Annotated in this window: 25 protein-coding genes and 1 tRNA gene; 10 read left to right on the forward strand and 16 right to left on the reverse strand. The window is 63.4% G+C overall.

The genetic code is table 11. The features are described 5' to 3' along the window. Window positions 1-91: 91 nt before the first annotated feature. Both JKG68_RS12040 and JKG68_RS12045 read right to left on the reverse strand, forming a co-directional pair. The gene (locus JKG68_RS12040) at window positions 92-292 is read right to left on the reverse strand and encodes a hypothetical protein (RefSeq protein ID WP_202059644.1); all 201 of its coding nucleotides are present in this window, start codon (window positions 290-292) and stop codon (window positions 92-94) included. A 226-nt stretch (window positions 293-518) separates the two neighbouring features. After that, a complete protein-coding gene (locus tag JKG68_RS12045) occupies window positions 519-1,010 on the reverse strand; it encodes a hypothetical protein (RefSeq protein ID WP_202059646.1) in 492 nt (163 codons plus the stop codon). A gap of 80 nt (window positions 1,011-1,090) precedes the next feature. Between JKG68_RS12045 and JKG68_RS12050 the strand changes: the two genes are divergently transcribed. The 3 genes from JKG68_RS12050 (at window position 1,091) to JKG68_RS12060 (ending at window position 2,757) form a co-directional block, all read left to right on the forward strand. Continuing rightward, window positions 1,091-1,441 (forward strand): hypothetical protein, encoded by a 351-nt coding sequence (locus JKG68_RS12050; RefSeq protein WP_202059648.1) that lies wholly within the window; start codon window positions 1,091-1,093, stop codon window positions 1,439-1,441. Continuing rightward, a complete protein-coding gene (locus tag JKG68_RS12055; RefSeq protein ID WP_202059650.1) occupies window positions 1,438-2,034 on the forward strand; it encodes a hypothetical protein in 597 nt (198 codons plus the stop codon). The genes JKG68_RS12050 and JKG68_RS12055 overlap by 4 nt, the downstream gene beginning before the upstream one ends. 300 nt (window positions 2,035-2,334) lie before the next feature. Then, window positions 2,335-2,757 carry a terminase small subunit gene (locus JKG68_RS12060; protein WP_202059652.1) on the forward strand — a complete coding sequence of 141 codons (423 nt, stop codon included), beginning with the start codon at window positions 2,335-2,337 and terminating at the stop codon, window positions 2,755-2,757. Between the two features lie 111 nt (window positions 2,758-2,868). Here the strand turns inward: JKG68_RS12060 and JKG68_RS12065 are convergent, their stop codons facing one another. The 4 genes from JKG68_RS12065 to JKG68_RS12080 form a co-directional block, all read right to left on the reverse strand. After that, window positions 2,869-3,378 carry a helix-turn-helix domain-containing protein gene (locus JKG68_RS12065; protein WP_202059654.1) on the reverse strand — a complete coding sequence of 170 codons (510 nt, stop codon included), beginning with the start codon at window positions 3,376-3,378 and terminating at the stop codon, window positions 2,869-2,871. An 89-nt stretch (window positions 3,379-3,467) separates the two neighbouring features. After that, complete coding sequence (locus tag JKG68_RS12070) at window positions 3,468-4,733, reverse strand: porin (protein ID WP_202059656.1); 1,266 nt, start codon at window positions 4,731-4,733, stop codon at window positions 3,468-3,470. Between the two features lie 432 nt (window positions 4,734-5,165). Then, window positions 5,166-5,975, reverse strand: coding sequence for a hypothetical protein (locus tag JKG68_RS12075; RefSeq protein ID WP_202059658.1), 810 nt, complete (start codon window positions 5,973-5,975; stop codon window positions 5,166-5,168). 70 nt (window positions 5,976-6,045) lie between these two features. Then, a tRNA-Arg gene (locus tag JKG68_RS12080) sits at window positions 6,046-6,122 on the reverse strand. A gap of 180 nt (window positions 6,123-6,302) precedes the next feature. Between JKG68_RS12080 and JKG68_RS12085 the strand changes: the two genes are divergently transcribed. From JKG68_RS12085 to JKG68_RS12105, 5 genes are all read left to right on the forward strand, one after another. Then, complete coding sequence (locus JKG68_RS12085; RefSeq protein ID WP_202059660.1) at window positions 6,303-6,515, forward strand: sugar phosphorylase; 213 nt, start codon at window positions 6,303-6,305, stop codon at window positions 6,513-6,515. Window positions 6,516-6,683: 168 nt separating this feature from the next. After that, complete coding sequence (locus JKG68_RS12090) at window positions 6,684-6,830, forward strand: hypothetical protein (RefSeq protein WP_202059662.1); 147 nt, start codon at window positions 6,684-6,686, stop codon at window positions 6,828-6,830. Further along, a complete protein-coding gene (locus tag JKG68_RS12095) occupies window positions 6,827-7,048 on the forward strand; it encodes a hypothetical protein (protein WP_202059800.1) in 222 nt (73 codons plus the stop codon). Before JKG68_RS12090 ends, JKG68_RS12095 begins: the two co-directional genes overlap by 4 nt. A gap of 64 nt (window positions 7,049-7,112) precedes the next feature. Next, window positions 7,113-7,901 (forward strand): thermonuclease family protein, encoded by a 789-nt coding sequence (locus JKG68_RS12100; RefSeq protein ID WP_202059664.1) that lies wholly within the window; start codon window positions 7,113-7,115, stop codon window positions 7,899-7,901. A 55-nt stretch (window positions 7,902-7,956) separates the two neighbouring features. Next, on the forward strand, window positions 7,957-9,378 hold the full coding sequence (locus JKG68_RS12105; RefSeq protein WP_202059666.1) for a M48 family metalloprotease: 1,422 nt from the start codon (window positions 7,957-7,959) through the stop codon (window positions 9,376-9,378). A gap of 100 nt (window positions 9,379-9,478) precedes the next feature. On the opposite strand, the gene JKG68_RS12110 is transcribed toward JKG68_RS12105, so the two are convergent. The 6 genes from JKG68_RS12110 to JKG68_RS12135 form a co-directional block, all read right to left on the reverse strand. Next, a complete protein-coding gene (locus tag JKG68_RS12110) occupies window positions 9,479-10,351 on the reverse strand; it encodes an RNA polymerase factor sigma-32 (RefSeq protein WP_202059668.1) in 873 nt (290 codons plus the stop codon). Window positions 10,352-10,532: 181 nt separating this feature from the next. Beyond that, window positions 10,533-11,117 (reverse strand): CarD family transcriptional regulator, encoded by a 585-nt coding sequence (locus JKG68_RS12115; protein ID WP_202059670.1) that lies wholly within the window; start codon window positions 11,115-11,117, stop codon window positions 10,533-10,535. 356 nt (window positions 11,118-11,473) lie between these two features. Next, window positions 11,474-11,812 (reverse strand): ferredoxin FdxA, encoded by a 339-nt coding sequence (fdxA, locus tag JKG68_RS12120; RefSeq protein WP_202059672.1) that lies wholly within the window; start codon window positions 11,810-11,812, stop codon window positions 11,474-11,476. Between the two features lie 57 nt (window positions 11,813-11,869). Then, window positions 11,870-12,172, reverse strand: a complete 303-nt coding sequence (locus tag JKG68_RS12125) for an RNA-binding S4 domain-containing protein (RefSeq protein ID WP_202059674.1) — start codon at window positions 12,170-12,172, stop codon at window positions 11,870-11,872. Window positions 12,173-12,184: 12 nt separating this feature from the next. Beyond that, window positions 12,185-15,364 (reverse strand): helicase-related protein, encoded by a 3,180-nt coding sequence (locus JKG68_RS12130; RefSeq protein ID WP_202059676.1) that lies wholly within the window; start codon window positions 15,362-15,364, stop codon window positions 12,185-12,187. Between the two features lie 195 nt (window positions 15,365-15,559). Beyond that, a complete protein-coding gene (locus tag JKG68_RS12135; RefSeq protein WP_202059678.1) occupies window positions 15,560-16,411 on the reverse strand; it encodes a DUF3108 domain-containing protein in 852 nt (283 codons plus the stop codon). A gap of 233 nt (window positions 16,412-16,644) precedes the next feature. Between JKG68_RS12135 and rpmB the strand changes: the two genes are divergently transcribed. Further along, window positions 16,645-16,935 carry a 50S ribosomal protein L28 gene (gene rpmB, locus JKG68_RS12140; RefSeq protein WP_202059680.1) on the forward strand — a complete coding sequence of 97 codons (291 nt, stop codon included), beginning with the start codon at window positions 16,645-16,647 and terminating at the stop codon, window positions 16,933-16,935. A 94-nt stretch (window positions 16,936-17,029) separates the two neighbouring features. Then, a complete protein-coding gene (locus JKG68_RS12145; protein ID WP_202059682.1) occupies window positions 17,030-17,653 on the forward strand; it encodes a queuosine precursor transporter in 624 nt (207 codons plus the stop codon). Between the two features lie 21 nt (window positions 17,654-17,674). On the opposite strand, the gene JKG68_RS12150 is transcribed toward JKG68_RS12145, so the two are convergent. From JKG68_RS12150 to JKG68_RS12165, 4 genes are read right to left on the reverse strand one after another with little or no spacing between them, the layout of a single operon-like run. Continuing rightward, window positions 17,675-18,424: a proteasome-type protease gene (locus tag JKG68_RS12150; protein ID WP_202059684.1), complete on the reverse strand. Its 750-nt coding sequence runs from the start codon at window positions 18,422-18,424 to the stop codon at window positions 17,675-17,677. 53 nt (window positions 18,425-18,477) lie between these two features. Then, entirely contained in the window at window positions 18,478-19,296 is an 819-nt protein-coding gene (locus JKG68_RS12155) for a transglutaminase family protein (protein ID WP_202059686.1), read from the reverse strand. A gap of 3 nt (window positions 19,297-19,299) precedes the next feature. Next, a complete protein-coding gene (locus JKG68_RS12160) occupies window positions 19,300-20,244 on the reverse strand; it encodes an alpha-E domain-containing protein (RefSeq protein ID WP_202059688.1) in 945 nt (314 codons plus the stop codon). A gap of 16 nt (window positions 20,245-20,260) precedes the next feature. Continuing rightward, complete coding sequence (locus JKG68_RS12165; protein WP_202059798.1) at window positions 20,261-21,658, reverse strand: circularly permuted type 2 ATP-grasp protein; 1,398 nt, start codon at window positions 21,656-21,658, stop codon at window positions 20,261-20,263. Between the last annotated feature and the right edge of the window lie 4 nt (window positions 21,659-21,662).

A 21,662-nucleotide genomic window follows, 5' to 3' on the forward strand; every position in this document is an offset into this window, starting at 1 on the left:
ACTCTGCTGCCTTGTTCTGCCGACCAAAGTGAACTTGTTTCCAAGCCCTCGACATCCTGGCCGATGTCGAGGGTTTTCTGTTCCTGACCCATCACACGACCTCCTTGGAGGAGGCCATGCGCTGCTTGAACGCTTCGAGCTCTGAGCGCTTGCGGTAGTTCCTGCCGTTGATCTTGATAGCGGGTGGAAAGCCCAGCTCCTTCTTCTTAGACCAGCGCCATAGGGTAATCAGGCGAACGCCTCCCATTTCCTGGGCGACGCGGGGATCGGGTACGAGGTCATCGGGTTGCATGTTCATCTTCCCGACCGTGCGCGGATGTGCTTGTAGAGCGCACGGCAAAGAGATTCCTCAAACGAGGGATCTTGATTGCTGCGCTCCCTACGACGCCGTTCCAAGGCCGGGAGTTATGGCACCCCACTGTATGTCGGAGGTGTGCCCGCTGTGCGGGGCGGTCAGGGCTTATGCACTTGCGCTGCCTGGAGATCAGAAAGGTATGAACCCTTCTGTAATCACTAATCTAGTACTCGGGACTACTTGTTTCCAGGGGCCTGCCATCACTTGTGGCGGTAGCTTCCTCGTCTTTGAAAGCGCTGATGATGCGGGAGAAGCGAACGACGGTCTTCACGTGGTCGTCTGACTCGCCGGTGAGGGCTTGGATCAAGGCTTCCTCTCCGAAGCATACGCCGAACCTGATCGCTGTTTCGTCCTTTCGTAGGTCCGCAGGCGGCGTGTAGAGGATCAGGAACGGCTCTCCCTCTCCCTCGTCGAAATCCTCGGAGGCGACCGCAGCGGCGTTCGCTGCCCGAGAGATCGGGATGGCGTGTTCCACGAGCCTCGCCGCGACCGTCAGTGCGAAAGCTGTCCTGCGGGTCACGAGACGGATGCCTTCTGCCTTATCCTTCGGCCCCAAGGGAAAGGCCCCTCGGTTGACCCACTGGCGAAGGATGCCGAGATCGATCCTTGCCGCCTTGGCTACGTCGGAGAGGAGAAGGGTTGGAACGTCGATCATCAAAATCTCCTGATATAACATGAACTAAACCTTGCTCATAGGAATTAGTTCATTGTCATAGGACGCACGGAGAGCGAGAGATGAAGACGATGATCAGACTTCGGGATGGAACGGTCATCCCATGGGAGGACGGCAAGCCCCTTCCTGACGGGGCGTTCGCGCACCTGACCTTCCGGTTAAACGACAGGGCCGAAGGCCCTCGCCTCCTGCTGAACGACAGCGAGACGGAGACGCAGAAGATCCTGGCCAGGATGAACGAGCACTACAGAGGGACGCTCGTCTATCTGGAAGGCCAGTTGAACCACCCCGATTCCTTCGTGGTGGAGAACGCCTCTCGAAACCTGATCCAGCTGGCCCAGATGGTCGGCGGGAAGGCTGGCGATTACATCCTCGGGCTGGCGAAAGCCGCACGCGCAGAGGCAAAGAAATGAGCGACCTATTCGAGATCGTCGCCGCCCTGCTTGCGGCCGAGAACCATCCTTCCTCGAAGGTGAGGGAAGTCCTCTCCGGCGTTCGGACCAGGATCTCCGAGGTAGAGGCCATCGTCTCCAAGGCCAACGCTCAGATGCTCGATCCTCGAACGGACACGGCGCTGGCGAGTGATCTGCGGGTCAGCTCGGATAACGCTCTCTTCCTCGTGGAGCGCCTGAAGGCCGGCCTTCCTATGCTGGAAAAGGCTCTAGCCGATGCGGAGTACCGCGAGGAGCAGGAGCGCCGCCTGGAAGCTTATGAGACGGCCTCCCGTCGCATGGATGACGTGATAGCGGCCCTGGAGACGCGCTACCCGCAGTTGGCGAAGGAAATTGCCCTGCTGTTCAAGGTCAGCCTGGAGACGGTTCTGGAAGTCCAGGTGGTCAACGCCAATCGGCCCGATGGAAAGCCCCCCATCGCGATCCCCGCGGCGCTCGCTGGAGATGACCCGCTAACCCTGCGCGTCTCTCTTCCCGGCCACTGGCGGACGAAGAGCCAATCGCTGTTCGAGGGAGGACGGTCGCCTGCCGATCTCCTCTCTCTCAACCGTTGAGGCTCCTTGGTGGCGACGCATCAAGGGATCTCGGGTGCCGGAGGAGTTCTCCCTGTCCTCCTCCGGCCACTCTCTCCCATGAAGGAATAGACCGATGAACGTACGCCAGGAGTGTCCCTGGATCTTGGAGCAGGCGTCAGGAGTGTTTCTGGAACGCTGCCCGAGGAAGAACTGCCATTGCAGCTTCACGCCCATTCCGAAGAACTGGCCGTGGCGCGTCGTTCCTCCCCTCGTGGGAGAGGACAAGAGCGGCTGGACCTATGAAAATGACCCTCCCCGGTTCGTGGAACGAGGGGCACGATGACCCCGAGGCAGGAGAGGTTCGTTCAGGAATACCTGATCGATTTGAACGGCACGCAGGCTGCGATCCGTGCGGGCTACGCAGTGTCAGGCGCTCACACCGAAGCGAACCGCCTGCTCGACGATCCAGAGGTCAAGGCGATGGTGGAGCAAGGGCAGAAGGCCCTCCAAGAGAGGGCGGAAGTCGATCAGGAATATGTGGTCAGGGAGTTAAAGGAGATCGTCAGGCGGTGCACGACGGGAACCGTCTACAACCCGAAGGCCGCGACGAAGGCCCTGGAGCTTCTCGGGAAGCACCTCGGGATGTTCAAGGACGAGCCGACCACGCTGATCCAGAACAACGTCAACGGGGAACCCAAGGTCACGATGATCACCCGACGGATCGTCGATCCCAAGGAGCAAGAGGACGACGAGCACCGCTGAAAAACGGTGGCTGGCAGGATTTCAGGCTCCGGTGGATCCTACCTTACCTGAAGCCTCTTCTTTGCGTTCAATGACCGTTTTTTCGGCTTTCGGCGCTCACTTAGGACCGTTTCACCCGACCCAAAGCAGCTCGGCCTCCTCGGAGGCGATGCCGAAGTATGTATGCTTGGCGAGCAGTTTACAGTTAAGAGTAGCCCCAGGCTTCAAGTTCTCTCGGAACCCGTCGTTTGTCCGGAGCTGGAAATAGCCTCTCAGAAGGATAGCCATCTCATAGCCGTTGCTGGCCGCAATCCTGCTCAGGTCGCGGCGTCTTCCTCCCCGAAGGATCGTGTGTCCTAGCTTTCGGTACTCTACTAACTTTGCAGGTGTGTCGTGCGCCCTGTTGATTTCTCCAACCGCCGGTTCCGTTTTGTAAGGTGTGGATGCAGGGGTAGCGGGTAGCTCTAGGTTCAGCGCCGTCGCCAGCTTTGTCGCAATGTCCAAAGTAGGCGACAAGAGTCCATTCTCGACGCGGGAGATCGTGGACGCCGCAATGCCGGTGATACGCGCGATTTCTCGCAGCGAGAGCCGCATTTCCTTGCGTCGCTGGTAAATCTTCCGCGCAAAGATTGTCTCTGACACTTGGATCCCTCGGTTTACGAAGTTCTAGCGGGCAAAAGAAAACCCCGGTGTTTCCACCGGGGTCTCCTTATCCAATCAGGACAAGCCGATTAGAAGTCGCGCTGGATGCGCAGACGGCCTTCCCAGCGGTCCTCGGCCTCAAGCTCAACACCTTGGACGTCGATGTTCGCGTAGAGAACTTCAACACCGATGTTAAGACCAGAAACCGGGGTCCAGAAGGTGTTGACACCAACGCGCCACTCGTCGAAGTCGGACAGCAGCGTGCCACCGCTGTACTCAACGCTCGCATACGAGCCATGGACGTTCGAACGCACGGTCGGGGTCCAGTAGTGACGCAGACCACCGGCGACCTGCCAGCCGCGGCCCTTCTCGATATCACCATCAACATCGAGATAGGCATCAACGACCGGAACCGAGCGGACGGTGCCGGTAGCGCCGGAGAGACCAACGCCCGTCACATTCGAGCCGAAGCCGAGGTAGCCGAGAGCGCCGTCAGCGTAGGCAGCAGAGAACCAAAGGGCGTCGCCTGCACCGAGAGCCGGCAGGTTGAAGTGGCCCATGACGCCAACGGACCAGCCGAGTTCATCCGAGAAGTCGTCTTCGAAGTCGCCGTCCACGAGAACGTTGGAACGGGTCTGGTGCAGAGCACCGGAGAGCTGCACGGAGCCCCACGTACCAGCGTACTTCACGTTACCAACGAGGTCGGGCCAACGCTGTCCAGCGGCGACGCTTACTGTCGGGTCGAAAGCGCTGGGCCCAGTCAGGCGGTTACCGGCGAAGGCGCCTTCTTCGAGCGACAGGGTGGCCGAGAAGCCGTTGCCGAACGAGAAGGTGTAGGCGAGCAGGTTCACGTCCGGATAGTCGTAGAAGCGGAGCGTGGTGATGTTTTCGTTCGGAATATCGCCGTTCGTGAAGAACGAGGTCGTGCGACCAGCGGTCAGGCCGCCGAACTGGATGTAAGCCTGAGCGATGTTCGGCGAGGTGCCGAAGCCGCCAGCCTGGCCGTTGTACACGCCGGTGTTACGGTCCATTTCCATGCGGATGTAGGTGCGCAGGAGGCCGTAAGCCGTGGCGGTGCGGGCGTCGAGAGCAACACGGGCACGAGCACGGAAGCCGATCGAAGCGTCTTCGCGGAACTGCGGCTCGAGGTACTGGTACTCGGCGCGGACGCGGCCACCGACCTTAAGGCAGGTTTCGGTGCCGGGGATGTAGAAGAAGCCTGCGCCGTAGGTGGAGCAGACGCGAACGTATTCGACGGCAGCAGCCTTGGCCACGGGAAGATCGGCAGCTTGAGCCCCGGCAACAGCCGCGAGACCCGCGACCGATCCGAGGAAGAGGCTCTTAGCGAGCTTCATGGTTAAACCTCCAAAGTGTTGAGACCCTGGGGGGCCGGGTTTTTGTGCCTCGATAGCTTCAACGAAGCCCTAAACACGTCCCTTTTCCCCTAGTACCCGACAAGTCCGCCTTTTCGGCTGAACCCGCCGGATCACGACTGGGGAGCCCCCGTCGCTGCAGCCACATTATCCAGCACGAGTTCGTGATCAAGCGAATAGACGTGCTTCCGTCCCGAGTCGCGTCCGATCTCCGCCCCAGTGTGACCAAAATTCAACACTTCGCCGCGTGGATGGGCAAAGACCTTAAAAAGGGGTTAATGGAAAACCGTCAACATGCAGGGAAAATGAAGAATAAAAGTCCAGATATTCGAACCAAGAAAATAAAGATTCGATCATCTCGTGAAAGGCTCACTGTTTGTGAGGTTCTACGTGGCTGTTAACGATGGCTCATGATCATCTAATAACCTCAAGAAGGTTGTCGCGAGCGGCTTCGAAACTGGGATCCAGAGCATTAACGCTCTCGCCCATAGCTTTTGAGAGCCTTGCCCCTTCATTAAGCGCAGCGACGAGGCTCTCTAAGACCTCTCGATTGTCTATGACATCACGGAGAGGTTGAAAGTTGAACCCTGGCTCCTCGACACTGGCACGACCTTCGGCCAGCGGACGGAGCAAGGCATTACTTATCCGCTCCACTTCGAGGAGCACGATGGTGAACTCGAACCAGTTTGGACGGATCGCGGCCCGCAGGGCATTGTCTAGGACTTTCTCCGCATACGTCTCCTGAAACGCCTTGATGCGCGGGGCTATCTGGAGGTCCATCGAGAAGTAATGCCGCGCTGAGACCAGCATGTTGTCGAAGTCGATCCCATCTGACTCATCGGCCGAAAACTCCTTCAAGATGGTCTCAACGGCATCGCGCATTGAGTTCAGGCCTACTACGGCTCCAAAGAGGGCTCCGCTGATCTGCCGCGCCTCAAGGAGGGTAGCCTCAGCGATGGGGAGGCGAGCGATAGCGGTCTGGCGACGTGCCTCCCTATACTGCCTGTATGCGAACACGGCGGCTACGAACGCTCCAACTACCGCGAGTAGGTTGCCAGCGGCGTTCACCCAATTCCTTGCGCAGACGGCGAGATTGATTCGCTCGTCGGCCCCACAGAGGGCATTGGCGTCGCTCAGGGCCGAGCCCACGAAGAGAAAACTGAGGAAACCGAAGCAGGAGAACAGGAAGATCACCGGCCAGTGATCACGATGGATCTTGTGCAAAGTTTACCCCCAGGTTTACCCCGGAAGCTCGACAAGGTTCGATATGGAGGGGCTAAGCATCTGATTTAACTGGCGATCCCGGGAAGACTCGAACTTCCGACCTTCGGTTTAGGAAACCGCTGCTCTGTCCTGCTGAGCTACGGGACCACACTGGGCTTGAGATAGCACGCTCCATGGCGGTGGACTAGACCCTCTTCGGGGGCCTGCCGGATCTGCCCCTGGAAGCCCGCCCGGCCTTTGCGGGCCAGCAGATTCGGGGGCGGCCTCGCCCCTCCAAAGGAACCCACCGCCACCCGACCGGTTTGTGATTTGAACCGGAGGCATACCATGGCTCAAACGCTTCGAGACTTTCTGAAACAGGTTGAAAATCTCCCCCCCGACACCCTGGTCTGCGTGGCGGAGGTGGACGAGGCGTTCGCCGCCCATGTGGCGGAGGTCGAGATCGTGGAGGATGCGAGGGCGGAGGATCTGAAGGCGGAAGGTACCGAGGCGGTCGAGCTTGGCAACGGCAGTCAGAGGGTGGTGGTGGTTCGCTGGTAGGAGGCCGAGGGCGGCGGGATTTCGCCCGAAAAATCTGCGGATCTTGGCCGCAACGCTTTGTCCTTCCTGCCATTGACTCCCCTGAGAACGGCCACAGGGCATGCCGCGGCATCCCGGGGGCCGCAGTCATTCCTCGATGCCGGCAACGGACATAGTCAGGATTTCACCATGACGAAAAACATCCCAGGCACCCGCACCAACCCGGAAGGCATTCCGCAGGAAGGCCATGGCGGATCGAACACCCGCGGCACCCAAGCTCAGCAGGGCAACGACGGCAACGGCGCCCAGAAGCGGCAGCAAGAGAAAAAGTCATGAGCAGCAAGGGCAACAGAAGCAATCCGAACGATACCCGTATCTCGGGCCATCCGGACAAGCAGGACGATCAGGCCCATGCCAATGCAAGCGGCACCCCCGAGGTCGGCCGCCAGGGCGGCGAGACGCATCAGGAGAGCCGCGACCACAACAAGCACAACGATGCGGGCCAGAGCGGTCACAAGCCGCAGCAGCACAGCCCGGCACAGGAAAAGCATTAAGCCAGGGCATCAGTCCCTGGCTTAAGCATGGCTGTTGCCTGCGGAATGGTTATGATCCTGTCCCATGACGGGATCGGCCATTCGGGTTTTCTGCGCCTTCAGCATCGGGGCTGCGCTGGCGGTCCTGCCCGTGGCAGGCCGGGCGCAGTCCGCTTCCCCCGCCTCCTCCCCGGCAAAGACTAGGCCGGGTTGTGCCATCGAGGCGCAGCCCGACCGCCTCCAGGACATCGGCCCTGAGGGCGATCTGACCTTTGCATCGGGTCGCATGGCCAAGCTGGCAGGAATCAGGCTTCCCGACAGGCCGCCCTACCGGGATCTGGCCTTGGCCTGGCTGCGCGAACAGGCCGGCCGATCCATCCTCGTGCAGGCGAAAGACAGCCGCGACCGCTGGGGCAGGGTATCGGCGCGGGTTCGTATCCTGGCCGCCTCGAACCACCTCGATCTCGGCCACGGCTTGGTCGAGGCCGGGCTGGCCCTGGTCGATCCGGGGCTGGAGCCGGCGTTCTGCCAACCCGAATTGCTGGCTTTAGAGGCAACGGCCCGCGAACGACGCCTTGGTCTTTGGGCGGATGACGGCTATAACCCCATCGATGTTGGTCAAGTCGATCACCTGAAGGACCGGGTCGGCAGCTTTGTGCTGGTCGAAGGCCGCGTCAGGAGCATCGGCGAGCGCGAGCAACGCACTTATTTGAACTTCGGGGGGGCTTTGGGCAGAAGACTTCACGATCATCATTCCCCGAAAGACCTGGAAGCTGATGGCCGATCGCGGCTTGGGCGCCGAGGCGCTCAAGAATCGCTGGATCAGGGCCCGAGGCATTTTGCAGTCTTGGCAAGGGGCAGCTCTTTCCATTGAAGTGCCGGAGATGATCGAACGTCTTGAGGGCAACCGCCCGCCGCGATGAACGAGCATGAGCACAACACGTCAAACAGGTCGCATCCGAATCCTCGGCAGCCTCATGCTCGCAGCCTTTCTGGCAGGCTGCTCCGGGCTGAGCGGGGATGTGTCCCTGCCGCCCAATGCCCCGCGGGTGATCAGCCCCGACCGGGATCGCGATCACGTTCGCCTGGTCAGGGCCTTCGGCGGTGAAGGCCGGGCGCCTCAGCTCCAGCAGATCCTGACCGATGTGACGAACCGGCTCGTCATGGCCACCGACAGGCCGGACGAGGCCTTCCAGGTGACCATTCTCAACTCGCCGGTGGTCAACGCCTTCGCCCTGCCGAACGGACGCCTTTACGTGACTCGTGGCCTGCTTGCCCTCGCGAACGACACCTCCGAGGTTGCGGCGGTGCTCTCGCACGAGATCGCTCACGTGACCCTGCGCCATGCATCCCAGCGCAGCGAGCTTCAGGCCCGCTCGCAGCTGATCGAGCGCGTGGCCGAAAACGTGCTCAACGATGCCGAAGAGGCGGCCATGGTCCAGAGCCAGGCACGCTCGACGCTGGCGAGCTTCTCGCGCGCCCAGGAGCTCGAGGCGGACCAGACTGGCGTCAAGGTTCTGGCCCGGGCGGGCTTCGACCCCTTCGGCGCGCCCCGCTTCCTGACGGCCCTGGGGCGCTCGGGAACGAGCTCGGACAGCTCATCCGCGGATCGAACGGCCTCGCATCCCCGCACCAATGACCGGGTGGCGCGGGCGCTCCAGGCCGCCCGGCGCGCGGAGGTTTCGGGAGGCGAGACGGGACGCCTTGCCTATCTGACGGCCCTCGAAGGCCTCGCCTATGGGGACGATCCGGCCGATGGAGTGGTCAAGGGCCGCCGCTTCATTCATTCGCGTCTTGGTGTGGCGTTCGAGGCGCCCGAGGGCTTTTCCCTGGAAAACACCTCGCAGGCCGTGCTCGGCTCGTCCGCCGATGGGGAACGACGGCTGCTGTTCGACGCCGCCGACACGCCCGATGGGCAGAGCCTGGAAGATGTGCTGCGCTCGACCTGGACCGATACGATCGAGCCGGGAAGCCTCACCACCGGCACGGTGAACGGCCTGCCGTTGGTGACCGCTCTGTCGAACGGCAAGGAGTGGACCTTCCGCCTTTCGGCGATCCGGATCGGCAGCACCACCTATCGGCTGATCATGGCCACCCGCGGCAACAGGGGCGATCTCGAAGGAATTTTCCAGCAGACCCTGAACAGCGTGCGGCAGGTGCAGCCCGAGGAGGCACGGCGGATCAGGCCGTTGAAGCTCCACATCGTAGCAGCCCAGAGGGGCGACACCGCTCAGACCCTGGCCGCCCGCATGCCGGTCGACCGCGCCCTGGAGCGCTTTCTGCTCCTCAACGGGCTCGAAAGGAACGAACCTCTGAAGCCGGGCGAGCGCTACAAGATCGTCGTGGAGTAGCGGCTCGAAACCCAAAGCCCCAATGCAATATCGGCGAAGCATGCTTCGCCGATATGAGAGACTGCCTGAGATTTGAAGGGGATTCCTCCCCGGGGTTGCCTTACACGAAGGCGCCCGAGGCCTGGGGGTAGCGCTCCATCAGGGCGCGCTTGAGCTTTTCCAAGGCGCGGTTCTCGATCTGACGAACACGTTCCTTGGAGATCCCGAGCCTGTCGCCCAGGAATTCCAGGGTGACCTGTTCGTCGTCCAGGCGACGGGCGCGCAGGATGCGCAGTTCACGCTCGTTGAGAACCTCGAGGGCCTGCTGCAGCCAGCGCACGCGGCGTTCCGTGTCGATCACGTCGGTGACGCTTTCGTCCGGCAGGGGGCTGTTGTCGACGAGAAACTCGACCCGCTCTGCGGAATTGGAGGGGTCCGCGTCCAAAACCGGTGCGTTCAGGGAGGTGTCGGGCGCCGAAAGGCGGGCGTCCATGAGGGCAACGTCGGCTTTCGAGACGCCGATGGCCTCCGCGATCTTTGCATGCACCTCAGAGGAGATGCGCTCCTCTCCGCCACGGGTCAGACGGGCACGCAGGCGGCGCAGGTTGAAGAAAAGCGCCTTTTGGGCGGAACTCGTTCCGCCGCGGACGATTGACCAATTACGAAGGATGTAATCCTGTACGGAGGCACGGATCCACCACGTTGCATAGGTCGAGAAGCGAACCTCCCGCTCGGGCTCGAACCGGGCCGCCGCCTCGAGAAGACCCACATGGCCTTCCTGGACGAGATCGGCCATCGGTAGGCCATAGTGACGGAAACGGGCTGCCAGCGCGATGACAAGGCGCATATGAGCAGCAGTCAATTGATGAAGCGCCGCCTCATCGCGGTTCTCTTTCCAGCGCACAGCAAGAAGATGCTCCTCTTCTCTTTCAAGAAAAGGTGCATTCATGGCTGCGCGGACGAACCGGCGGCGAACCCCTGAGATTTCTCCCATTGTGTGCTCTCCCTTGGCAGAGACACAACGAGCGAGGCCGCAAAAAGTTCACTTCTTACAGCCAAGTTCTGCCAAATAGATTTTGGGCACAGGAAAACAAGGCTCTGCGATACAAAAAAGCCCGGCGCGGGGCCGGGCTCTTGAAAGGCTTGGGCGAGTAGCCCGTGCAGGGGTCCCGCGATCAGGCCGCCTCTTCCTGGAGGTCGTCGCCTTCGCCATCGCCTTCCCCTTCGGCGCCCTTGGCGCGGCGCGGGGACTTGGCGAGGCTCTGCTCGATGAGCTTCAGGGCTTCCGTATCGGTGATCTTGTTCACGGCCGCGATCTCGCGAACCACGCGGTCGAGGGCGGATTCGTAGAGCTGGCGCTCGCTGTAGGACTGCTCGGGCTGAGCCTCGGAGCGGTAAAGATCGCGCACGACCTCCGTCACGGCGATCAGATCGCCGGAATTGATCTTGGCCTCATATTCCTGCGCCCGGCGCGACCACATGGTGCGCTTCACCCGTGCCCGGCCCGTCAGCACGTCCAGAGCTTTTTGGATCAGAGCCGGCTCGGCAAGCTTGCGCATGCCGACGCTGGAAGCTTTGCCCGTCGGGACTCGAAGAACCATCTTGTCCTTGTCGAAGGAGACGACGTACAGCTCCAGTTTAAAACCCGCGATTTCCTGCTCTTCGATGGCCGTGATGCGGCCGACGCCGTGAGCGGGATAGACGATCGCTTCGCCGGACTTGAACCCAAGGCGCTGGGCGGACTTCTTGGCGGTTGTCATGCGAGAGAGGCCTCCTTGCATGGTCCTCGCTTGCAGCGAGGGGAGCTGTGGTTCCACTGGGCAGGGTCCCAGGGGAGCGAGATGAGATGAGTGTCACGGAACTTGACTATTCCGCTCGTCTCCCTGATGTAAGCCAGCGGCTAAAAACGCTCATGCCCTTGACCTAGGCAGCGACGCTCCCTTAAGTCAAAGGACGTGAATATCTGCTTCATCGTGTGAACCGCCGGTCTGCGGAGACGGTGCACGGCTTGAGCGCAAGCGACGGCATTCACGGACCCTATCACAGTCCGGCCGAAAAAGCAAAAATATTTCAAGGAATAGCGTAAAGAAGCTTCGTTTCTGGCCGAGCTTGCCGCTTAATCGCCGTCACCCGGATTGGGCGAGAAGTACGCCTCGAACTTGCCGGCCACCCCGTCGAATTCCTTCGCGTCGGCAGGTGCGTCCTTCTTGAGGGTGATGTTGGGCCAGCTCTTGGCCATGTCGGCATTGAGCTTCAGCCATTGCTCGAGGCCCGGCTCCGCATCGGGCTTGATCGCCTCCGCGGGGCATTCCGGCTCGCAGACGCCGCAATCGATGCACTCGTCGGGATGGATGACGAGCATGTTCTCACCCTCGTAGAAGCAATCCACCGGGCATACCTCGACGCAGTCCATGTATTTGCACTTGATGCAATTTTCAGTGACGACGTAAGTCATGAACGGTCCTTCTGAGGGTCTGTTCGAGAGGATGAGCAAAGGCGATGCGCCGCCGCTCTAGCTCTTGTCGGGGTCGCTGACAAGCGCCCCGTTGTCCTGGTTGAGATCCATGTAGAGCTGCCTTGCTTCCGGTGCAGGGCCGCGGCGCTCGCCAAGATCCTCCACCCGGACCACGAGGGTGGTCCGGGGAAGCGCGATGGTGACCACGTCGCCGACGGCCACCGCCTTGGCGGCATTGTCGGTGCGCTGGCCGTTGAGCCGCACGAAACCGCTCGCGACCAGCTTGGCCGCGAGCGTCCGGGTTTTCGCGAAGCGCGCGAACCACAGCCACTTGTCGAGACGCTGCCGGTCCTCACGCATGGGCTCAGGGCCTCACTTCTTGCTGTCCTCAAGCTGGGCCTTGAGGGCCATGAGCTTGGCGAAGGGCGAGTTCGGATCGGGCTGCTTCTCGCGTCGCTCGTGCCCGCCGTCGCGGCGGTTGTCCGGGCGCTTGTCGGGGCGAGGCCCGCGACGGTCGTCGCCACGGCCCGGGCCGCGCGGCGGCCGGTTCTGCGGACGTCCGCCCTCCCCTTGCGCCTCTCGGCGATCCTGGCGCGGGCGACGGTCGCCGCCCTGGTGCTCGCCTTGAGCTTCCCCCTGCCGGGGACGACGGTCGCCGCGGTCTTGCCGCTCGCCGCGATCGGGCCGCTCGCCGCGGTCGGACCGCTCCTGGTGACGGCCTCCGCGGGCATCCCGCTCGCGGCCGTGGCGGGCCTGCCCGCCTTCGTGCTGGCGGCGGCCCTGGCGCCACACCTCGATCATCTCAGGCTCGGCCGGCGCCTCAGTGGGGGCTTCGGCGGCGGTTTCAGCCGGAGCCATGGCCTGGCCCTCGGGCGAGGCAACCGCCTCGGCAGCGCTCGCCTCGATCTCCTGCTCGGATACTGATGCCTCGGGAGCCTCCACGGCAACGGCGCCGATCTCTTCCGAACCGGCCGCCGCATCGGACGCTTCAACCGGCGCCACCTCGGTCTCGGCTGGCGCGGCAGTCTCGGCCTGCGCTGGCATGGGCTGCTCGACGGCTCTCGGCGCCTCGACGAGCGGCACGGTGATGGCAGGGCCGGGGCGGCGGTCCACCACATAGCCCAGGGACTTCAGGATCATGGCGAAATCCTCGCCGGCGCAGCCGACGAGCGATGTCATGGACACGGTCGGAACGAAACCCTCGCCATCGGCGGCGCCCGCCGGCGGCTCGCCGGGGGTGATGCCCGGGCGGTAGGCGATGGCCGGCCGGATCAGGTCGGCCAGCCGCTCCAGGATGTCGACGCGCACGGCCCGGCCGCCGCAGACGCGGAAGCCCGCGGCCCGGTAGAGGCCCGGGGCGATCTCGGGATCGACCGGGATCGAGGTGCGGCCGGACTGGGCCAGATGCGCGATCTCGTCGATGCCCTTCTGGTCGAGGCCGCCGTTCTGGAGCGCCCAGAGCTGCGTTGCCAGAACGCGCGGGGCGGGCTTCAGGAGGGCCGGCAGATAAAGATGGTAGGCGCCGAAGCGGATGCCGGCCTTGCGCAGGGCGCCGCGGGCATCCTGGTCGAGGCTGCGCACCTCGTTGAGAACCTTGGAGCGCTCCAGGACGCCGAGCGCCTCGCCGATCTGGAAGCCGATGCCCCGGGCAAGGCCCGTGAGCTCGGTGCTGTCTTCGAGCTGAAGCAAGGGACCCAGCAGGCGCACCACATAGGCCTTCAGCCAGGCGCGCAGGCGGGTCTCCACCTTGTCGCGGGCCGGACCCGTGAGATGCTCGTCCGAGAGAATGCGCAGGCGCGGATCGAACAGCTTGTCGCCGGCGTCGAGCTTGGCCACCGGGTCGCCCATCCAGCGGATGGTGCCGTCGTTGGACAGCACGAGCATGGCGTCGGGGGTTTCGGCGAACCGGTCCGCCCGCGCCTCGATCTCGCCGGCCAGCGCCTTGCTGGCGGCATTGCGCAGGGTTTTGGTCTCCGCCGTGTCGGCCTGGGGATCAGGCACGAAATGGAAGCCGTGCAGGTGACCGATGTGCTGACCCTCGACGGTGACGTCGCCGGTGGTCGTGATTTCCGCTTCGAGCATCGTTTTCTCTCTCAAGCGCCGCATGAGAACGCTCGTCCGCCGGTCGATAAACCGCTGGGCGAGGCGTTCATGGAGCGCATCCGATAGCTTGTCCTCTACCTGACGCGCAACATCCTGCCAATGCTCTGGATCCTTCAACCAGTCGGGACGGTTAGCGACGAAGGACCAGGTTCTGACCTGGGCGATGCGGTTGGAGAGGGTGTCGATATCGCCGTCCGTACGGTCCATGGCCGACAGATGGCGGGCAAACCAGTCCGCCGGGATGGCTCCGTCCTTCATCAGGAATCGGTAGAGCTGGCCGACGAGATCCGCATGGGTTTGCGGGGAAACTTTCCGGTAGTCCGGCACCTGGCAGATCTGCCAGAGCCGCTCCACGGCATATTGCGAGCGGGCATAGGCCTGAATGTCGTCGTCCCGCACCAGAACCTCGAGGGCCGCAACATCCTCGCCGGTCGGCGCCCGCACGAGGCCGTGCTCCCGGGGCTGCTGGCCCAGCGAATCGCGCAAGCGGGCCAGCGACGAGAAGTCCAGGTCGGGATTGCGCCACTGCAGGATGCGAACGGGGTCGAAGGTGTGGTTTTCAAGCGCCTCGACGGTTTCGGCGTCGAAGGGCGGGCAGCGGCCCGAGGTACCGAAGGTTCCGTCGCGCATGTAGCGGCCGGCGCGGCCGGCGATCTGGGCGAGTTCCGGGTTGTTGAGCTTGCGGAACTGGAAACCGTCGAATTTCTTGTCGGACGCGAAGGCCACATGGTCCACGTCGAGGTTGAGACCCATGCCGATGGCATCGGTGGCGATCAGATAGTCCACGTCGCCGTTCTGGTAGAGCTCGACCTGAGCATTGCGGGTGCGGGGCGAGAGCGCCCCCAGAACAACCGCGGCGCCGCCGCTCTGGCGGCGAATCAGCTCGGCGATGCCGTAGACCTCCTCCGCCGAGAAAGCGACGATGGCCGAGCGGCGGGGCAGGCGCGACACCTTCTTCTCGCCCGCAAAGGAGAGATTCGAGAGACGCGGCCGGGTGACCACGTGAACACCGGGGATCAGCGCCTCGATCAGGGGCCGCATGGTGGCGGAACCGATGAGGAGGGTTTCCTCGCGCCCGCGCTGGTTCAGGAGGCGGTCGGTAAATACGTGGCCCCGGTCGAGGTCGCTCGCGAGCTGGATCTCGTCCACGGCCACAAAGGCGGTATCCAGGTCGCGCGGCATGGCCTCGACGGTGGAGATCCAGTAGCGCGGGCGGTCGGGCTTGATCTTTTCCTCGCCCGTGATCAGGGCGACGTTGTGGTGTCCCGCCTTCTCCACGACCCGCTGATACACCTCGCGGGCAAGCAGGCGCAGGGGCAGGCCGATCATCCCGCTCTCATGGCCGAGCATCCGCTCGATGGCCAGGTGGGTCTTGCCGGTATTGGTGGGGCCGAGCACGGCTGTCACGCCGCGCGCGCGCACTTGCGGAGGAAGGGAACGGCGAGGCATGCCTTGATGTCGGGTGATGCGGAAAGGATCCCGGATTGAGAAATTCGAGACGCTCCAGGACCGGACGCCGGTGCAAGCAGCCTTCTCACAAAGCAGCCGGAGCCAGGGCAACCGGTTGCAGGCTAACCTCTTATATGGGGCGGCCTGTAGCCTTCGCTACCCGGCGGCACGCAGTTTCCTAAGGAATTTCAAGGCTTATTGCGACGCCTCGGCCTTGACGGCCTCCTCCGCCTTCACGGCCCGGCGGGATGCCTTGGCGTCGCCCTCCAGGGACCAGAGCGAGGCATAAAGCTCGCCCATGCCGATCATCGTGCGCACGGAAACCTTGAGGGGAAAGAGCAGGCGCGGGCCCTCCACGGGCGCCAGCCACACGGACATGTCCCGGTTCTCCTGCATGAACTTGGTGGCCGGGCGCTCGCTCCGGTGGCCGGAAATCGGCACGTAGCGGGCGTTGCAGACGAGGACGGGCCCGGAATAGCCGGGCACCTCGACGGTCTTCGTCTCCGCATAGGTGAGGATCACGTTCATGCGGGATGCGCCGTCGAAAACCGGGATCGTGCGGTCGCAATTGGCCGGATCGGTGAGGCTCTTCGACGCCAAGGCCGGCATGAGGAGCGCGCTCATGGGGTCGACGACCCCTCTCTTGTCGGCAGGCTTGACGGGAACGCGGTCGGGCCGGGGCTCGAGGGGCGGATCGATCTCGACCTTGGCCACCCGGCCCCCTTTCAGGCCCATGCGGACGCTGCGCTGGTTGTCGGATGTTTTCGACACGACCTCGAAGTTCGCCGAGCGGGGCGTCGCTCCGGCGAGCGAGCCCGAGGCCGCCGCTTCGCCCTTGCCGCCGGTCAGCACCATGGCGAGCCCCGTCAGCTTCGCCTTCCCGGTCATCTGGTATTTCGAGCCGTTGAAGGACGAGGACAGGTCCGCCGTGCCCAGGGGAAGGCCGGCCAGGGAGATATCGTATGTCACCTTGAGGGTCTGCGCTTGCGCAGGCGAGCCCGCACCGGCAAAAGCCAAGGTTACAAGAGCAGAAGCGATGAGGCGCATTAAGGCTTTCCCGTTAGTCTATTCTGTTGCATCGCATGCGATTCAGAATAAATCATGACCATGATGATGCAAAAAAACGAGGTGCGACGCCGCACTATTCTTGACGCGCTCCCCTTTTTTGGCCTATAGGCTCGCACCTTCCAAGGACTTCTGGTGTCCGGCCCCGTGGGATCTGCGATGAAGCAAACCCGCGAAATCGAGGCCGCGACCCTTTTTGATATAGGATTGAACCCATGTCGCGCCGTTGCGAACTGACCGGCAAGGCCGTGCTGAGTGGCCACCTGGTGAGCCACTCGAACCGCAAGACGAAGCGGAAGTTCCTGCCGAACCTCTGCAACGTCACGCTCCAGTCCGATGCCCTGCAGCGCTCCGTGCGCCTGCGCATCTCCGCCAATGCGCTCCGCTCGGTCGAGCACCGCGGCGGCCTCGACGCCTTCCTGGCCAAGGCCAAGGCGGATGAGCTGTCCTCGACGGCTCTGGGCGTGAAGCGCGAGATCGAGAAGAAGCTCGCTGCCGCGAGCTAATCTCAGGTCTCTGACAAATTCTGCACGGCGGGCGGCCCTGGGGCCGCCCGTTTTGCGTTGCTTTTAAGGCTCAGCTGCAGCCACGAGGGCCGATATGACCAAGCTCGACCGCCGCGACTTCTTCATCGCCCTTGTGGCCATGACCCTGGTCGTTCTCTCGTCGAACATCCTGGTTCAGCATCCCTTCACCCATTGGGGTCTGGGCGACTACCTGACCTGGGGCGCCTTCAGCTATCCTTTCTCGTTCCTGGTCACCGATCTGGCGAACCGGCGCTTCGGCACGCAAGGCGCCCGCCGGATCGTTTATGTCGGCTTCGTGCTGGCCGTGGCGCTGTCCGTGGTTCTGGCCACGCCGCGCATCGCCATCGCGTCGGGAGCGGCCTTCCTGACGGCTCAGCTGATCGACATCGGCATCTTCGCCCACCTGCGCGATAAGGCCTGGTGGATGCCGCCCTTCGTGTCCTCGGTGATCTCGTCAGGCCTCGATACGGCGATCTTCTTCTCGGTCGCCTTCTATTGCGGACCGGTGCCGGGCGTCGGTCTCACGGTCAGCGACATGCTGGGGCAGGCAGGCATCGCGGACGCATGCATCGCCCTGCCCTGGGTCAATCTGGCCGTTGCCGATTACGGGGTGAAGCTGGCGCTCGCCGCGATTGCCATTGCGCCTTATGGAGCCGTCATGGCGCTCATGCGCCCCAGGCTCCAGCGAGCCGCCTGATCGGCGGCTCCTTCTCCCCCGTCAGAGAGCTTCCTCCACATAGGGAGGATGGGGAATGGCCTGATGCGCCGCGCGCAGGGCGGCGGACCAGCGCTCGCGCAGATCCCGGAAATAGGGCTCGTCCTCCTGGATCCGGTAGGTTACGCCGGCCCTGAGGGCATCGCGCTTGGCCATCACGATGTCGATGGGCAGGCCGACGCCGAGATTGGATTTGAGCGTCGAGTCCATGGAGATGAGGCCGAGCTTCAGGGCTTCCACGAGGCTCGTGCCATGGGAGATCGCCCGGTCCAGAATCGGCTTGCCGTATTTCGGCTCCCCGATCTGCAGGAACGGCGTGTCGAGGGTGGCCTCGATGGCATTGCCCGCCGCATAGACCTGATAAAGCCGCATCGGCGTTTCCCCGATCTGGCCGCCGAGCAGCATCGTAACGTCGAAGGTCATGTGGCGCTTTTCCATCTCGACCCCGTCCATCTCATAGACGTGGCGGATCGCCCGGCCCACGAGCTGGGCCGCCTTGTACATGCTGGAAACGGTCAGCAGCGTCTCGGCCTCGCCGGTCTCGGGATTCTCGATCCCCTCGGACAGAAGCGACATGACCGACTGGCTCGCCGACAGATTGCCGGCGGTGGCCAAGGTGATGACGCGCTCGCCCGGCTTCTCGAACAGGTGCAGCTTGCGAAAGGTCGCGATGTTGTCGACGCCCGCATTGGTGCGCGTGTCGGCGACCATGACAAGGCCGTCGCGCACGAGGATGCCGACACAATACGTCATGGGGGTTCCTCCAGGAGCCTTCTGGTCGAGTTGCTGCGTTGTCGAGGCCATACTCACGCCTGTGCTTGACGGGCGCTTTCGATCCTCAAACGAACGTCGAGCGCTTCACGGGTGATCCCGTAATAGCTTCCTCGAACGGGGGCTGCATCAAGATAATCGAGCCCGATGGCCAGCCGGACGTAATGTTCCGTTGCGGAAATGGCGTTGGCAGGGTCGAAACTCACCCATCCCAGCCCTGAAATGTACGCCTCGGCCCAGGCATGGCCCGCCCCCTGCTCGACCTCGCCGGGCTTATGCAGATAGCCGGACACATAGCGTGCCGGGATCCTGAGATGGCGCGCGGCGGCCAGAAAGATATGCGTGAAATCCTGGCAGACCCCGTGCCCCGCCGAGAAGGCATCGCAGGCAACCGTGGTGGCGCTCGTGGCGTCCGTGTCGAAGCGCAGGCGCTCCTGGATTCCGGCCATGAGCGCATGGCTCTGCTCCAGGGGGCTCGTCAGATGGCCGGCCATGGTCTCGGCGAACTCACGGATCGTGGGATCGGCCCGGCTTAGGTGAGTCTCCCGCAGGTAGAAGACCTCCGGAAACCGCTCCACCCCTCCCTGGATGACGCCGGACGTGTCCGTGGTCTCGATCTCGCCTGCGACCTTCAGGACGATCTGGCTGACGGGGCCTGGAACGGAAAGACTGTGGATAATGTTGCCGTACCAGTCCTCCTGGCGCATGAGCCGGGCGTCGCCGTCCATGTCGATGGCCCAGGACAGGACCGTCTGTCCCTCATGGCCGCGGGGCGTGAGACGCAGGAGCTGGATCGCCGACTTGGCGGGCTCGCTGTAGCTGTAGACGGTTTCGTGGGTGATCCGGATGCGCATGGGTCAACACAGGTACTGGCTGGTGATGGCAAGCCCAAGGCGGTTGTTGTCGGCGAGAAACTCCTCCAGGAACTCGTGCAGCCCGTGCTGGAAGATGTCGTCGATGCTGCGGTTCGTCAGGCGGGCATGGGTTGCGCGCGCCTGGCGCTGCGCCGCGCCGGCCTTGCCGTAGCGATGGGAGATGTCGTCCAGGTGGCGGGAGAGCGCGCCGTAGCAGGCGGCGAGCGAGCGCGGCATCTCCTCGCGCAGGATCAGGAGATCCGCCACGAGCCAGGGCCTCAGGTTCTGGTGATAGACCCACTGATAGCTCACCAGCGCCGAGACCGAGCGGAGGATGGCGGCCCATTGGTAATAATCGATGCCGCCGCCCACCGCCGCATCCTGCGGCAGGAGCACGTGGTACTTCACGTCGAGCACACGGGCGGTGTTGTCGGCCCGCTCGATATAGAGGCCGAGCCTTGAGAACCAGTAGGCATCGTTGCGCAGCATGGTCCGCATGGCGGAGCCGTCGTAGCGAAGCGAGGCCTCCTTCACGAGGTTCAGGAACCGGGGCAGGTCCTCCACCTTGATCTTTCGCGCCTTGTAGCGGCGCAGATCGAGCCAGGCGGAGTTGATGGCCTCCCACATCTCCGAGGTGAGCGCGCTGCGCACGGAGCGGGCATTCTGCCGGGCCGTATCGATGCAGTTCTGGATGCTCGACGGGTTGGCCTCGGAAAAGGCCAGGAACTCGATCACGTTCTCGGGACTGACCTCACCGTACACCTCGAGGAACCCATCGAGGGCGCCGGCCGTGATGAGGGCTGATTCCCACTCATTGGTCTCGACGCCGTTATAGGAGATCGGCATGGATGCCATGCGGTAGGCGACATCGAGGATGCGGGCGGTGTTCTCGGCCCGCTCCACATAGCGGGAGAGCCAGAAGAGGCTGTCAGCATCACGGCTCAGCACGACAAAGGCTCCCTGCTCATTCGCTCAACACCCAGGTGTCTTTCGTTCCGCCGCCCTGGCTCGAATTGACCACGAGGGAGCCCTCCGTCAGCGCCACGCGGGTGAGGCCGCCCGGCACGAGCCGAACGCCGTCCCGGCCCGTGAGGACGAAGGGGCGCAGGTCCACATGGCGCGGTGCAAGGCCCTTTTCCGTGAAGACCGGGCTTGTCGAGAGGGCGAGCGTCGGCTGCGCGATGTAGTTGTCGGGAGCTGCCAGGACCCGGGACTTGAACTGCTCGCAGGCCTCCTTCGTCGCATGAGGCCCCACGAGCATGCCGTAGCCGCCCGAGCCGTTGACCTCCTTGACGACGAGCTCGTGCAGGTTGTCGACCACATAGGAAAGCGACTCCCGCTCGCGGCAGCGCCAGGTGGGCACGTTTTTCAGGATCGGCTCCTCGCCCATGTAGAAGCGCACGAAGTCGGGCACGTAGGAGTACATGGCCTTGTCGTCGGCAACCCCCGTCCCCGGCGCATTGGCGATGGCCACATTGCCGGCGCGGTAGGCGGCGATCAGGCCTGGCACCCCAAGAGCCGAATCGGGGCGGAACACCAGGGGGTCGAGGAAGTCGTCGTCGATGCGGCTGTAGATCACGTCGACGCGCTTCGGCCCTTCGGTGGTGCGCATGTAGACCATTTCGTCGCGCACGAAGAGATCCCGCCCCTCGACCAGCTCCACGCCCATGCGGTCGGCCAGGAAGCTGTGCTCGTAATAGGCGGAGTTGAGGGCGCCTGGCGTGAGAAGAACCACGGTCGGGTCCCAGGGGCTGCTCGACGGAGCCACGGATTTGAGGGTGCCCAGCAGCTCGTCCACGTAATTCTCGATCGGCCGGATGCGCTGCATCCCCACGAGCTCGGGGAAGAGGCGCATCATCACCTCCCGGTTCTCCAGCATGTAGGAGACCCCGGAGGGGGTGCGCAGGTTGTCCTCGAGCACGTAGAAGTCCTGGTCGTCGACCCGGACGATGTCGATGCCGGCCACCTGCACGTAGATGTCGCTGTTGAGCGACAGTCCATGCATCTGCGGCCGGTAATAAGGATTGAGATAAACGAGCTCCGGCGGAACGATCCCGGCGCGCAGGATCTCCCGGGGCCCATAAATGTCCTTCAGGAACATGTTCAGCGCCTTGACCCGCTGCTCGAGCCCACGCGAGAGGCGGGCCCATTCCTGTCCCGACAGAATGCGCGGGATGATGTCGAACGGGATCAGCCGTTCCTCGGCTTCCGTGTTGCCGTAGACCGCGAACGTGATTCCCACCCGGCGGAAGAAAAGCTCCGCCTCCTCGCGGCGGTGCTCCAGCAGTTGCGGCGGCGCGGATTTCAGCCAGTCCTGAAGGACCCGGTAGGCATCCCTGCTCTGACCGTCATGGCCGTTCATCTCG

The sequence above is a fragment of the Microvirga aerilata genome (assembly GCF_016743775.1).
Taxonomy (GTDB): domain Bacteria; phylum Pseudomonadota; class Alphaproteobacteria; order Rhizobiales; family Beijerinckiaceae; genus Microvirga; species Microvirga aerilata.

Excerpts from the sequence above, each read along its gene's own strand:
- JKG68_RS12150 (WP_202059684.1), bottom strand. The coding sequence starts at position 18,424 with ATGACGTATTGTGTCGGCATCCTCGTGCGCGACGGCCTTGTCATGGTC.
- JKG68_RS12085 (WP_202059660.1), top strand. The coding sequence starts at position 6,303 with ATGGCTCAAACGCTTCGAGACTTTCTGAAACAGGTTGAAAATCTCCCC.
- JKG68_RS12070 (WP_202059656.1), bottom strand. The coding sequence starts at position 4,733 with ATGAAGCTCGCTAAGAGCCTCTTCCTCGGATCGGTCGCGGGTCTCGCG.
- JKG68_RS12135 (WP_202059678.1), bottom strand. The coding sequence starts at position 16,411 with ATGCGCCTCATCGCTTCTGCTCTTGTAACCTTGGCTTTTGCCGGTGCG.
- rpmB (WP_202059680.1), top strand. The coding sequence starts at position 16,645 with ATGTCGCGCCGTTGCGAACTGACCGGCAAGGCCGTGCTGAGTGGCCAC.
- fdxA (WP_202059672.1), bottom strand. The coding sequence starts at position 11,812 with ATGACTTACGTCGTCACTGAAAATTGCATCAAGTGCAAATACATGGAC.
- JKG68_RS12130 (WP_202059676.1), bottom strand. The coding sequence starts at position 15,364 with ATGCCTCGCCGTTCCCTTCCTCCGCAAGTGCGCGCGCGCGGCGTGACA.
- JKG68_RS12155 (WP_202059686.1), bottom strand. The coding sequence starts at position 19,296 with ATGCGCATCCGGATCACCCACGAAACCGTCTACAGCTACAGCGAGCCC.
- JKG68_RS12090 (WP_202059662.1), top strand. The coding sequence starts at position 6,684 with ATGACGAAAAACATCCCAGGCACCCGCACCAACCCGGAAGGCATTCCG.
- JKG68_RS12115 (WP_202059670.1), bottom strand. The coding sequence starts at position 11,117 with ATGACAACCGCCAAGAAGTCCGCCCAGCGCCTTGGGTTCAAGTCCGGC.
- JKG68_RS12100 (WP_202059664.1), top strand. The coding sequence starts at position 7,113 with ATGACGGGATCGGCCATTCGGGTTTTCTGCGCCTTCAGCATCGGGGCT.
- JKG68_RS12125 (WP_202059674.1), bottom strand. The coding sequence starts at position 12,172 with ATGCGTGAGGACCGGCAGCGTCTCGACAAGTGGCTGTGGTTCGCGCGC.
- JKG68_RS12055 (WP_202059650.1), top strand. The coding sequence starts at position 1,438 with ATGAGCGACCTATTCGAGATCGTCGCCGCCCTGCTTGCGGCCGAGAAC.
- JKG68_RS12145 (WP_202059682.1), top strand. The coding sequence starts at position 17,030 with ATGACCAAGCTCGACCGCCGCGACTTCTTCATCGCCCTTGTGGCCATG.
- JKG68_RS12050 (WP_202059648.1), top strand. The coding sequence starts at position 1,091 with ATGAAGACGATGATCAGACTTCGGGATGGAACGGTCATCCCATGGGAG.
- JKG68_RS12165 (WP_202059798.1), bottom strand. The coding sequence starts at position 21,658 with ATGAACGGCCATGACGGTCAGAGCAGGGATGCCTACCGGGTCCTTCAG.
- JKG68_RS12105 (WP_202059666.1), top strand. The coding sequence starts at position 7,957 with ATGAGCACAACACGTCAAACAGGTCGCATCCGAATCCTCGGCAGCCTC.
- JKG68_RS12095 (WP_202059800.1), top strand. The coding sequence starts at position 6,827 with ATGAGCAGCAAGGGCAACAGAAGCAATCCGAACGATACCCGTATCTCG.
- JKG68_RS12060 (WP_202059652.1), top strand. The coding sequence starts at position 2,335 with ATGACCCCGAGGCAGGAGAGGTTCGTTCAGGAATACCTGATCGATTTG.
- JKG68_RS12045 (WP_202059646.1), bottom strand. The coding sequence starts at position 1,010 with ATGATCGACGTTCCAACCCTTCTCCTCTCCGACGTAGCCAAGGCGGCA.
- JKG68_RS12040 (WP_202059644.1), bottom strand. The coding sequence starts at position 292 with ATGCAACCCGATGACCTCGTACCCGATCCCCGCGTCGCCCAGGAAATG.
- JKG68_RS12110 (WP_202059668.1), bottom strand. The coding sequence starts at position 10,351 with ATGGGAGAAATCTCAGGGGTTCGCCGCCGGTTCGTCCGCGCAGCCATG.